Here is an 11,051-nt window from a genome sequence, read left to right as displayed (position 1 = left end):
ACGACAGCCCCGCTTCGGAACCCGGCATCGCGACCGCCCCGAAGGACAGCCCCGCTTCAGGACCCTGAACCGGGACCGGTCCGGAGGACAGCCCCGCCCCAGAACCCTGGACCGGCGCCGCCCCGGAGGGCCCCGCCCCGGAGACCCCGGAGGGCACCGCCCCGGAGGACAGTCGCCGTTCCCCCGGACACAGACCCTGTACGTGGGCCCACTCCAGAACGTTCAGCAGTTGCACGGGGCTCTCGACGAACGCGAGGGTGTGGGCGTGTTGGGGGCTCATCGGTGGAGGACCGTCCCAGGAGGGGTGTCGGGCTGAGGGATCAGACCGTGACCGGCTCGCCCGCCGCCGAGGCGATGTCCGCCTCGGCGACGACACCGGTGACGCGGCGCAGCTTCTTCATGGGGCCGAGCTCGGAGTCGTAGACCTTCTTGACCCCGTCGCCGAGGGACGCCTCGACGGCGCGGATGTCGCGGACCAGCCGCTGCAGCCCCTGCGGCTCGACGGAGGCGGCCTGGTCGGAGCCCCACATCGCGCGGTCGAGGGTGATGTGGCGCTCGACGAAGACGGCGCCGAGGGCGACGGCGGCCAGCGTGGTCTGCAGGCCCGTCTCGTGCCCGGAGTAGCCGATCGGGACGTTCGGGTACTCCTTCTCCAGCGTGTTGATCACGCGGAGGTTCAGCTCCTCGGCCTGCGCGGGGTAGGTCGAAGTGGCGTGGCACATCAGGATGTTGTCGCTGCCGAGCACCTCGACCGCGTGCCGGATCTGGCGCGGGGTGGACATGCCGGTGGAGAGGATGACCGTACGGCCGGTCGCGCGCAGCGAGCGCAGCAGCTCGTCGTCGGTGAGGGAGGCGGAGGCCACCTTGTGGGCGGGCACGTCGAACTTCTCCAGGAAGGCGACGGCCTCGGTGTCCCACGGGGAGGCGAACCAGTCGATCCCCTTCTCCCGGCAGTACTCGTCGATCCGCCGGTACTCGTCCTCGCCGAACTCCACGCGGTGGCGGTAGTCGATGTACGTCATCCGCCCCCAGGGCGTGTCCCGCTCGATGTCCCACTGGTCGCGCGGGGTGCAGATCTCGGGCGTGCGCTTCTGGAACTTGACGGCGTCGCAGCCGGCTTCGGCGGCGGCGTCGATCAGCTTGAACGCGTTCTCCAGGTCGCCGTTGTGGTTGATGCCGATCTCACCGGTGACGTAGACCGGGCGGCCAGGGCCGACCTCGCGCGAACCGAGCCGGCGCGTACGGGAGTTGATGCTCATGTGAGGGTGTTTCCTTACCTGGGGAGGGAGTCGAGCGAGGGTCCGAGAAGCCAGCCGGCGACTTCGCGGATCGCGCCGTCGCCGCCGCGCACGGTGGTGACGGCGCGCGCGGCGCCGCGTACGGCGTCCTGCGCGCCCGCGACCGCCACGGGCCAGCCGACGAGGGCGAAGCACGGGAGGTCGTTGACGTCGTTGCCGACGTAGAGCACGCGCTCGGGCGCGATGCCCTGTTCCTCGCACCACTGCTTGAGGGCGAGGTCCTTGCGGTCGATGCCGTGCAGCACGGGAAGCCGGAGCTTGCGGGCGCGGGCGGCGACCACCGGATTGCGTTCCGTGGACAGGATCAGCATCTTCAGGCCGCTGTCGCGCAGGGCCGCGATGCCGAGTCCGTCCCCGCGGTGCACGGAGACGAACTCCCGTCCGTCGGAGTCGATCAGCACCCGGTCGTCGGTCTGGGTGCCGTCGAAGTCGAGGACCACGGCGTCGATGTCGTCGTGGGCGGGCAGGGCACCGGACCGCCCGGCGTCGAGGAGCGGGGCGAGGGCGCGGGCCCGGGCGAGGTCGTGCGGGTCGTCGATCTCCAGGACCCGGGCCGGGTCGGTGCGGACGAGTGCGGTCCGGCCGAAGAAGCGGTGGCGGTGGGCACGGAAGCCGGCCACGTCCATCGCGTAGGCGGCGCCGGTCTCCAGGAGGTCCTGGGGGCGGTCCTGGCGGCGGGGGCGTACGGACTTGTCGTGGTTGACGCCGTAACCGCCGCCGCCCGCGGCCGCGTTGGCGACACCGGCGCCCGCCTCCCCGCCGCCGGAGCCGTCGCCGTAGCCGTCGCCGTCGCGCCACACGAACCCGTGGAACGGCGCGACCGTCACCGCCGTGTCGGCGGCACCCGACGCCACCGCCCCGGCCACCCCGTCGACGTCCTCGCGGGCGACGAACGGGCTGGTGCACTGCACGAGCAGGACGACGTCCACGGAGCCGCCGTGCAGCTCCTCGTACGCGTCCAGGGCGTGCAGTACGGCGGCCTCGGAGCTGGCCGTGTCCCCGGCGATGGCGGCCGGGCGGAGCACCACACCGGCGCCGGCGGCGCGGGCGGCCGCGGCGATGGCCGGGTCGTCGGTGGAGACGACGACGTCGGTCACGTGCGCCGCCGCACGGCACTCCCCGACCGCGCGGGCCACCAGCGGGACACCGCCGACGGGCGCCAGGTTCTTCGCGGGCACCCCCTTGGAGCCACCGCGCGCGGGGATCACCGCGAGCACCCGGCGCGACGAAGTGCCGTCCTGTGCTTCGGAGTTGGACATGAGGTCTCCTTGAGAGGCGGTCGTGGGGGCCGGGTCCGTCACAGCTCCCCCAGCCGCCGGATCACCGGGGCGACCCGCTGGACGCCGTGCCGGTACGCGCCGCGCGCCGCCCGGCGGACGATCTGGCGCACCGGTCCGGGCGCCCGGCCGGCGGCGGGCGCGCCGGGCAGCGGGGCGCCGTCGGGGCCGAGGTGGTGGCGGGCGAGGATGCCGGGCAGATAGCCGGGGGCGGTCGCGGCCGTGTAGTACGGGTCGAGCGGCGGCAGTCCGCCGGGGCGGGCCGGCAGGGCGGCGATGCGTTCACGGGCGGTGTCGAAGGCGGCCTCGTACAAGCCTCCTTCGGCGGCGACTCCCTGCCGGGCGACCCAGGTCGGATCCGCCTTGGGCAGCTCCCCCGCGTCGAGCCGGTCCCAGGAGGTCAGGGACCCGGACCCGAGGAAGTGGTGGTTGCCGAGCGCCTCGCGCACCCCGAGGTCGGTCAGTACGGCCGTGGGGATGCGCCGGTGCAGGGACTCCAGGGCGGCGGTGGAGCTGACCGTGACCAGCAGGTCGGTGCGGTCGAGCACCTCGCCCATGTGCCCGTACACCAGGCGGAAGTTGGCGGGCGCGTCCATCCCCCGGACCAGCTTCTGGTACGGCAGTTCCTCGATGTGCGTGGTGTGCTCGCCGGGCTGGGAGCGCAGCTTGAGCAGCACCTCGCGCCCGGGGTGGCGGCGGGCGTGCCCGATGAGCCGGCCAAGCAGATACGCGCGGTCCTCGCGCCTGTCGGGCACCGACGGCTGAGCGGCGAACACCACGGTGAACGGCTCGTGTTGACCCGTGTACGGCGCCCCGCCCAGGAACGGCAGCGCGACCTCGGTCACCGAGGCGGCGTCCGCCCCCACCCCCTCGTACACGTCCCGGAACCGCTCCGCGTCGTGCGCCGAGTTGGCCAGCACCAGATCGGCGCCGTGCCGCAGCAGCAGCCCGTCGGCGAGCTTCTCGTAGACGACTCCGACGTACCCGGTGACGACCACGGGACGCGGTCCGCTCCCCCAGGCGTGCCGCAGCCCGTGCAGCATGGCCTGCACGCCCCCGCCGACCAGCGCGAGCACGAGCACGTCGTAACGCTCGCCGGCCATGGCCCGTACGAACTCCACGGCCGTCACCTCGCGCAGGCTGTCGGCGCGGGCGCCGGTCTCCCGGAGCTGGCGGGCGGTCGGGGTGGCCCGGCCGCGCAGGAGGTGGCCGTCGAGCCGGATCTCCGCCCCGGCGGGAGCGAGGCGCCGCGCGGTGAGCGCGCCCCATTTCCATCGGGTGTCGGAATCCGCGAGGACGGCGATCCTCAGGGGTTCGGTGGTGGTTGCTGGCACGCCGCAGACGCTAGGAAGCCATTTCGAGGTTCCGCCCAATCGGAACGCAACAAACGGTTAACAGCACACCGCCGAATGGCGAATCGGCCCGGGACCGGGCCGGGATATCGCCCGGTTCACGGCTTCGCCATATTCGGTTCATCTCGCATAAAGGTATCGGCCAGCACGCGGGACGGACCGCCCTCTAACGTCTGCCGGGTGGTGAAGCTTTCCGTGATCGTGCCCTTCTACGACGTCCGGCAATACGCGCCCGACACGCTGAAAAGCCTGCGTGCGAACGTGCGGGACGACTTCGAATTCATCCTCGTCGACGACTGCTCGCGCGACGGGACTCTGGAGATCCTCGAACACGCGGCGCGGGAGCTGCCCGGCGCCGTGCTGGTGAGACACGAGCGGAACGGAGGGCTGGCCACCGCGCGCAACACCGGCATCGACACGGCGCGCGGCGCGTACCTGACGTTCCTCGACGGCGACGACTGGATCGCCCCGGGCTACCTTCCGCGGCTGGTCGCGGCCATCGAGGAGCTGGGCTGCGACTTCGTCCGCACGGACCATGTCCAGTGCACGGCGCGGGCGCGCTCCGTCCAGCGGGTGCCGAACGGCCGGCGGGGTGTCGTGCTGAACCCCCGGGACGCGATCCTGCCCGCCGACCGCTCCACGTCCGTCGACTACGCGTACGCGTGGGCGGGCGTCTACAGCCGCCGCCTGGTCGACCGGGGGCTGCTGCACTTCACGGACGGCCTGCGCACGGCCGAGGACCGGCCGTGGATCTGGAAGCTGCACCGGGAGGCCGATTCCTTCGCGACGGTCGGTCTGCTGGGCGTTTTCTACCGTCGTGGGGTCGCCTCGTCGCTCACCCAGATCGGCGATGTACGGCAGCTGGATTTCCTGCGCGCGTTCGACCAGGTGATCGCGGAAACGGCGCGTGATCCGGACGCCGGTGAACTGCTGCCGAAAGCCGTGCGCACGTATTGCGCGATCATGGCCCACCATCTCGGATCGATCGAGAGGTTCGAACCCGCCGTGGCCCGACAATTGCGCTCCCGGAGCGCGGCCGCCCTCAAACGCCTCCCGCAGGACGTGCTCGCCCGGGTGATGGACACGATGGACCCCCAGCGCGCGAGCCGGCTGAGGCGCCTGAGGCGCCGGCCCGTGTCCGCCCGGACGGTGGCCGCCTGATGCCCCGTACGACCCACATCTTCTGCGCGTCGACGCTGTACGGCGCCGCGACGCTTGCGGCGGCTCTCGACGCCGGGCTGTTCGAACCGGCAGACCGGCGCCTGCTGCTGGTCACCAACAACGCGGCCAACCCCGAGACGACGGCGCCGGTCGACCGGATGCCGGGCTTCGCGCGGGTGCGGGAACGCTTCGACGAGGTGCTGTCCTGGAACGAGACCATCGCCCCGTTCCACCCGGGCGGCTGGTCCCCGCGCGCCGACGACATCCCCCTGTGGGAGCGGTACGTACGGCTGCTGTGGGGGCTCGGGGACGACGAGGTCCGGCTGGCCGTGGAGTCCGTGCAGGTCGATCCGGCGCTCGCGCTGTGCCAGGTGTTCACCGGCGCTCCCGTCGATGTCTACGCGGACGGCCTCATAAGCTATGGCCCCACCCGGAACAAGATCGACCCGCTGGTCGGCACCCGCATCGACCGGCTGCTCCACCTCGATCTGGTCCCGGGACTCACCCCGCTGCTGCTCACCGAGTTCGGCGTACGGCCCGAACTGGTGCCCACCGAGGCGTTCTTGAAGGTGCTGGAGGAGATCGGCGGCGACGAGACGGGGGTGTCCGGTGCCGGTGCGGCCGGCGCCGACGACGTGCGGCCGGCCCTGCTGCTCGGCCAGTACCTCTCGGCGCTGGAGATCATCGGTCACGCGGAGGAAGAGGAGCTGCATCTGCGGATGGTGCGCGGGGCGGTCGCGCTCGGCCACCGCCGTCTGGTCTTCAAGCCGCATCCCGTGGCCCCGCCCGGCTGGTCCCGGCTGCTGGAGGAGGAGGCGTCCCGGCTCGGCGCCGAACTGACCGTGCTGGAGCGGCCGGTGCTCGCCGAGGTGGTGTTCCGGGAGCTGCGTCCGGCCCTGGTGGTCGGGTGTTTCTCGACGGCCCTGCTCACCGCGGCCGGGCTGTACGGCCTCCCCGTCGCCCGCGCCGGCACCGGGACCGTGCTGGCCGCCCTCACCCCGTACCAGAACAGCAACCGCGTGCCGCTCACGCTCGTGGACGCGCTGCTGCCCGATCTGGCGGACGGCGAGGCCGTGGCCGGCTGGTCGATGCCGTCGGCGGAGCGGACCGAGGAGCTCACGGCCCTGCTCAGGGCGGTCGGGTTCTGTATGCAGCCGAAGATCCACCCGCGGCTGCGCCCCGAGGCCGAGACCTACCTGGCCCGCCATCTCGACCAGCGCACCTGGCGTTACTTCAAGCGCCGCCGTCTGACCTCGCTGGCCCTGCCGGGCGCCGTACCGGCCCAGCTGTCCTTCCTCACGCGCAACACCACGGTACGCAGGCTGGCCCGCCGCGCCCGGGCCCTGTCGAAGCGGTGACCGATGCCCCGGGCCGGCCCCGAGCCGGCGTACGACCTCTGCGGCCAGAAGGGCCCACGATGCACACGGCAGTCCAGGCGCACGCCGACACCACCCCGCCGGGAGGACCGGCGCCCGTCCCTTCCGTCGCCCGGACCGGGCCGACGACCGCGATCGCGCCACCGGCCGGCACCGCGCCCCCGGTCGATACCGTGCCACCGGCCGGCACCGCGCCCCCGGCCGGCACCGCGCGCCGCCGTCCGGGGGCGGACCGGTTGCGCGCGCTCGACGGGCTCAGGCTGCTCGCGGCCCTGATGGTCTGCCTCTACCACTTCGCCGGGAAGAACGGTGAGATCGCCAATTCCTGGCACCAGTCCCCCGCCCAGGTGTTCCCCACCCTGTCGCGGCTGGCTCCCTACGGCTGTCTCGGCGTGCAGTTCTTCTTCGTCATCAGCGGCTTCGTCATCTGCATGAGCAGCTGGGGCCGCACCCTCGGCGACTTCTTCCGCTCCCGCGTCTCCCGCCTCTACCCCGCCTACTGGGCGGCGCTGGTCCTGGTGGGCTGCGCCTCGCTCCTGCTGCCGGTGGTCGTACACCCCCTGCGCTCGGACGAGTTCCTGATGAACGTCACGATGCTCCAGCAGCCGATGGGCGTGCCGAGGGTGCTCGGCGTGTGCTGGACGCTGTGGGTGGAGATGCGCTTCTACGTGCTCTTCGCGCTGTTCGTGATCTGGAAGGGCGTCACCTACCGGCGGGTGGTGACGTTCTGTGTCCTGTGGACGCTGGCCGGTGCCTTCGCGCGGGTGGCCGGCCAGCCGCTGACCGACGAGCTGGTGATGCGCGACCACGCCCCGTTCTTCATCGGCGGTCTGGCGCTGTACCTCGTGTACCGCTTCGGCCCGGACCCGCTGCTGTGGGGGATCGTCGGCATGTCCTTCCTGATGGGCCAGCGCTACTCGGTCATGGCCCTGTGGCATCCCGGTATGCACGGTGACTTCCACCGGAACCCGCACGTCATCCAGCTGATCGTCTTCCTGGCCTTCGCCGTGGTGGCCGCGGTGTCGCTGGGCCGGCTGCGCTGGGCGAACGGGCGCTGGCTGACGGTGGCGGGAGCGCTGACCTATCCCTTCTACCTGATCCACGAGCACCTGGGCTGGTTCGTCGTCCGGGTGCTGCACCGGGGCCTCGGGCTCGACGCGCGGCTCACCCTCCTGGCCTCGGTCGCCGGGCTGCTGGGACTCGCGTGGCTGATGCACCGGTTCGTGGAGCGGCCGTTCGGACCCCGGCTGCGGCGTGCGCTGGCCTCGGTCCGGGTGCGCCGGGCCGAGGCGCGCTGAGGCCGCGCTGAGCCGACGGAAAACAGACGGAAAGCCGACGGAAGGCCGGTGGAACAGACGGAAGGCCGGTGGTGCTGCGCGCACCACCGGCCTTCGCGGTCTTCCGTCGTGATCGGGTCAGCGACGGCGGGCCCGGACCTGGCGCACCGCCCGGCGGACCGCCGGGTGCCGGCGCAGCGTCCCCGCCAGGACGGGACGGCCGCCGGGCAGCCCGAGGCCGGTCAGCCGGCGCTTCTTGAAGTACCGCGCGTACTCGGTGAGATGAGCGGTCAGCCAGGCGGAGACCTCGTCCCGCAGCCCGTGGTGCTTCAGCGCCTGCATGGAGTAGCCGACGGCCCGCACCAGGGGCGCCAGCTCCTCGGCCAGTTCCGCGGCGCGGAGCGGCTCGCCGACCGGGTCGTGCTCGGCGTCGGGGAGGGCCGCGTCGATGACGGTCAGCGGGATGCGGTTGCTGTTCTCGTACGGGGTGATGCGTTCGAGGAGCAGGTCCGTGCCGACCCGGGCCACCGGGATGCCGTAGAACGCGGCGGCCGTCATCAGGGCCGTGGAGAAGCAGCCGATGACGAGCCTCGGCTTGACGTGGGCGAACACGGTCTCGGCGAGGAGGGGTTCGTCCAGCACGGTCAGCCGCACCCCGAGTGCGGCCGCGGCCGTCTCCAGGGTCCTGTTGTACGTCGCGGGGGCGCTGGGGTGGGGCTTGAACAGGATGCTGTCGTGGCCCGCCTTCGCGGCGGCGCGCAGCATCCGCAGGTGCAGCTCCTCCTCCTCGTCCTGGGTGATCAGGTCGAGGGCGGAGAGGTACTGGCCGAGCAGGACGGCCGTGGGGAGGTCGTCGGCGTCCAGGAGGGCGGTGAGGACCCCGGCGCCGTCCTCGCCCATCCGCGCGAGGACGTCGACGATCGCCTCGCCCGGTATCGGCTCGGCCGGGACGCCGTACTCGGCCAGCAGCATCGGGCGCAGCCCGGGGACCAGGTCGAGGTGGAGCACCCGGGTGATGCGGCTGTTCATGCCGTGCGGGACGCGGTTGCGGGTCGGGCCGTAGCTCATCAGGCCGTCCGCGTACACATGGATCGGGCTGTCCGCGAAGATGTCGGCGACGGCGCGGGAGGGGTTGGCCTGGATGGACTCGCAGGCGATCTCGACCTCCTCGTCGCCGAGGTCCCAGGCCAGGCGTACGGCCTTCTCCCAGAGCAGGGTGTCCTGGGCGCGCGGGGCCCAGCCGGCCGGGTGGTGCGGGGAGATGAACTCGTTCCAGGAGCGCACCTCGTCGAACTCGGGGCGCAGTTCCCCGAAGCCGGCCATGCGGTCCAGCGGGGTGCCGACCTCGGGTATCGCGGCGGTGTTGCTGACCACCAGGATGCGGCGGTGTTCCGCGCGCGGGCCGAAGAGACCGGCGCGGATCGCGGCGGTGACGGTCGCGGCCGCGTACTGGGTCGCGGAGAAGAAGATCTGGGTCGTGCCCGTCGGGCGTATCCGGTCGCTCACGCGGCGACTCCCTTCATGCCGCCGCGTATGCGCCGCAGCGCGTGGACGCGTTCCTCGCCCATGCCGACGAGTGCCTCGTTCAGCTCTTCCTCGGTCATCCGCCCCAGCGCCTCGGCGGCCAGCCGGCGCAGCCTGACGTACACGCCGCGCTCGAACCGCTCGCGGGCCAGCAGCTGGTGGGCGATGACGACGCAGTAGTTGCGCAGTGCCTTCCCGCGCAGCAGGTCCGCCTCGGGGTCCTCGGCCAGTTCGGCGAGGACCAGGTCGAAGGAGCGGAAGAAGTCCAGCTGGCGGACGTCGCCGATCTGGGTCAGCGAGCTGGAGATGCCCCGCCGGTAAAAGACTCCGCGCAGGCTGGCGACGGCGTAGGAGTCGGCCTTGCGGTGCAGCTCCCAGATCCAGGGGCGGTCCTCGGCGGTGCGCAGACCGTCGTGGAAGCGCAGCAGGCCGCGCTCCAGGAGGCGGCGGTGGTAGATCCCGGCCCAGGCGTAGGGGTAGTCGACCATCGTGGTGTCGTCGACGGGGAGGATCGAGGAGCGGGGGTCGAGCGGCTTGTTACGGCGGCCCTCGGGCGCGCGGTGGATCTGCCGTTCGGTCCCGAAGACCTGGACGTGGTCGGTGCGCACGAAGTCGACGCCGAGCCGTTCGACGCTGTCGACCAGGCGGGCCAGATAGCCCGGCGCGAGCCAGTCGTCACCGTCGAGGTACGTGAGGTAGGTGCCCTCCGCGGCGTCGGTGCCCGTGTTGCGCGCGGTGGCCAGTCCGCCGTTGCGCTCGTGCCGGATCACCCTGCTGTTCTTCAGGTCCGCCGTCAGCCCCAGCAGTGCCTCGTACGTCCGGTCCTTGGTGGAGCGGTCCTCGACGAAGAGGAACTCGAAATCGTCCCGGGCGTTGTTGCGCAGGCTGGCTGTCGTTTCCGGAACATACGCCTCGATATTGAAGCAGGGAATGATCACCGAGAGTTTCGGGGGGCGATTCGTCACGCGTGCACCTAAGTCGTCTCATGAGCAAAGCCCTCAGACTTTATGAAATGTTCGAAGGCGGTGATCAAATCCCCCGCAGCCGTGAGATGAACTCCGGCCGACAGCACGGCGAATCCCGGGATCGGCCGGCGGGAAGCGGTGTACGGCCCCCGCCGGCGACCGGGTTCACAGCCAGGTCTGCTCGGGGCCGTTGTTGCAGGTCCAGATGATGGTCTTGGTGTTGTTGGCCGTGCCGCCGCCGCTCGCCGTGGACAGGCACGTGCCGGACTTGACGTTCACCAGCTGGCCGGCGTTCCGGGAGATCCACGCCTGCTCGGCACCGCCGTTGCAGGTCCACTCGACGACCTCGGTGCCGTTGGCCGTGCCGCCGCCGCTCGCGGTGGACAGGCACTTGTTGGACTTCTTGTTGCGGAGTTCGCCGTTCACGGTCAGGGACCAGGACTGCTCGGCACCGCCGTTGCAGTCGAAGATGACGGCGTTGGTGCCGTCGGCCGTGCTGCCTCCGCCGGCGAGGGACAGACAGCGCTGGGCCTTGTTGTTCACGATCTGGGTCCACACGGCGTCGTTCGCCGTGGCGGACGCCGAGCCCGCGCCCATCGAGAGAGTGGCGACCGCGATCGCGCCCGCGCTGGCCGCGACCAAGGACTTGCTGCGCATGGGGAAATCCCTTCCGAAGAGAGGCAACCCTTTGCCTCGCCGCAGTGATCTTGACGTGTCGAACCACTGATCCGTGAACAACTTTTCGGCCATCCTGCCGAATGAACACACGGGAAACCACGGCGATACAAGGGGAATCCCCTTTGCCAACATCCCGGAATTTC

The 11,051-nt window shown here is 71.6% G+C and carries 9 protein-coding genes; 3 read left to right on the top strand and 6 right to left on the bottom strand.

What is annotated here, in order from left to right; all coding sequences use genetic code 11:
- Nucleotides 1-320 precede the first annotated feature (320 nt).
- Genes AB0898_RS08445 through AB0898_RS08435 form a run of 3 tightly spaced genes read right to left on the bottom strand, consistent with a single transcriptional unit; the run spans nt 321 to nt 3,909 of the window.
- Nucleotides 321-1,259: an N-acetylneuraminate synthase family protein gene (locus tag AB0898_RS08445; protein ID WP_366802062.1), complete on the bottom strand. Its 939-nt coding sequence runs from the start codon at nt 1,257-1,259 to the stop codon at nt 321-323.
- A 14-nt stretch (nt 1,260-1,273) separates the two neighbouring features.
- Entirely contained in the window at nt 1,274-2,557 is a 1,284-nt protein-coding gene (locus tag AB0898_RS08440; protein WP_366802061.1) for an acylneuraminate cytidylyltransferase, read from the bottom strand.
- Nucleotides 2,558-2,595: 38 nt separating this feature from the next.
- Entirely contained in the window at nt 2,596-3,909 is a 1,314-nt protein-coding gene (locus AB0898_RS08435; protein ID WP_366802060.1) for a DUF6716 putative glycosyltransferase, read from the bottom strand.
- Between the two features lie 198 nt (nt 3,910-4,107).
- On the opposite strand from AB0898_RS08435, the gene AB0898_RS08430 reads away from it, so the two are divergent.
- The 3 genes from AB0898_RS08430 to AB0898_RS08420 are packed head-to-tail and all read left to right on the top strand — an operon-like array spanning nt 4,108 to nt 7,762.
- Nucleotides 4,108-5,088: a glycosyltransferase family 2 protein gene (locus tag AB0898_RS08430; RefSeq protein WP_366802059.1), complete on the top strand. Its 981-nt coding sequence runs from the start codon at nt 4,108-4,110 to the stop codon at nt 5,086-5,088.
- Nucleotides 5,088-6,446 carry a polysialyltransferase family glycosyltransferase gene (locus AB0898_RS08425; protein WP_366802058.1) on the top strand — a complete coding sequence of 453 codons (1,359 nt, stop codon included), beginning with the start codon at nt 5,088-5,090 and terminating at the stop codon, nt 6,444-6,446. Before AB0898_RS08430 ends, AB0898_RS08425 begins: the two co-directional genes overlap by 1 nt.
- A gap of 59 nt (nt 6,447-6,505) precedes the next feature.
- Nucleotides 6,506-7,762, top strand: coding sequence for an acyltransferase family protein (locus AB0898_RS08420; RefSeq protein WP_366802057.1), 1,257 nt, complete (start codon nt 6,506-6,508; stop codon nt 7,760-7,762).
- A gap of 117 nt (nt 7,763-7,879) precedes the next feature.
- Here AB0898_RS08420 and AB0898_RS08415 read toward each other — a convergent pair whose 3' ends face one another.
- From AB0898_RS08415 to AB0898_RS08405, 3 genes are all read right to left on the bottom strand, one after another.
- Entirely contained in the window at nt 7,880-9,247 is a 1,368-nt protein-coding gene (locus AB0898_RS08415; RefSeq protein ID WP_366802056.1) for a polysialyltransferase family glycosyltransferase, read from the bottom strand.
- The gene (locus tag AB0898_RS08410) at nt 9,244-10,230 is read right to left on the bottom strand and encodes a glycosyltransferase family 2 protein (protein ID WP_366802055.1); all 987 of its coding nucleotides are present in this window, start codon (nt 10,228-10,230) and stop codon (nt 9,244-9,246) included. The genes AB0898_RS08415 and AB0898_RS08410 overlap by 4 nt, the downstream gene beginning before the upstream one ends.
- Before the next feature lie 165 nt (nt 10,231-10,395).
- Nucleotides 10,396-10,887 carry an RICIN domain-containing protein gene (locus AB0898_RS08405; RefSeq protein WP_366802053.1) on the bottom strand — a complete coding sequence of 164 codons (492 nt, stop codon included), beginning with the start codon at nt 10,885-10,887 and terminating at the stop codon, nt 10,396-10,398.
- Nucleotides 10,888-11,051: the final 164 nt, after the last annotated feature.

The organism is Streptomyces sp. NPDC005435, from assembly GCF_040703155.1.
GTDB lineage: Bacteria > Actinomycetota > Actinomycetes > Streptomycetales > Streptomycetaceae > Streptomyces.
This window is presented reverse-complemented; position numbering and strand designations above follow the sequence as displayed.

Excerpts from the sequence above, each read along its gene's own strand:
- AB0898_RS08445 (WP_366802062.1), bottom strand. The coding sequence starts at position 1,259 with ATGAGCATCAACTCCCGTACGCGCCGGCTCGGTTCGCGCGAGGTCGGC.
- AB0898_RS08440 (WP_366802061.1), bottom strand. The coding sequence starts at position 2,557 with ATGTCCAACTCCGAAGCACAGGACGGCACTTCGTCGCGCCGGGTGCTC.
- AB0898_RS08425 (WP_366802058.1), top strand. The coding sequence starts at position 5,088 with ATGCCCCGTACGACCCACATCTTCTGCGCGTCGACGCTGTACGGCGCC.
- AB0898_RS08420 (WP_366802057.1), top strand. The coding sequence starts at position 6,506 with ATGCACACGGCAGTCCAGGCGCACGCCGACACCACCCCGCCGGGAGGA.
- AB0898_RS08405 (WP_366802053.1), bottom strand. The coding sequence starts at position 10,887 with ATGCGCAGCAAGTCCTTGGTCGCGGCCAGCGCGGGCGCGATCGCGGTC.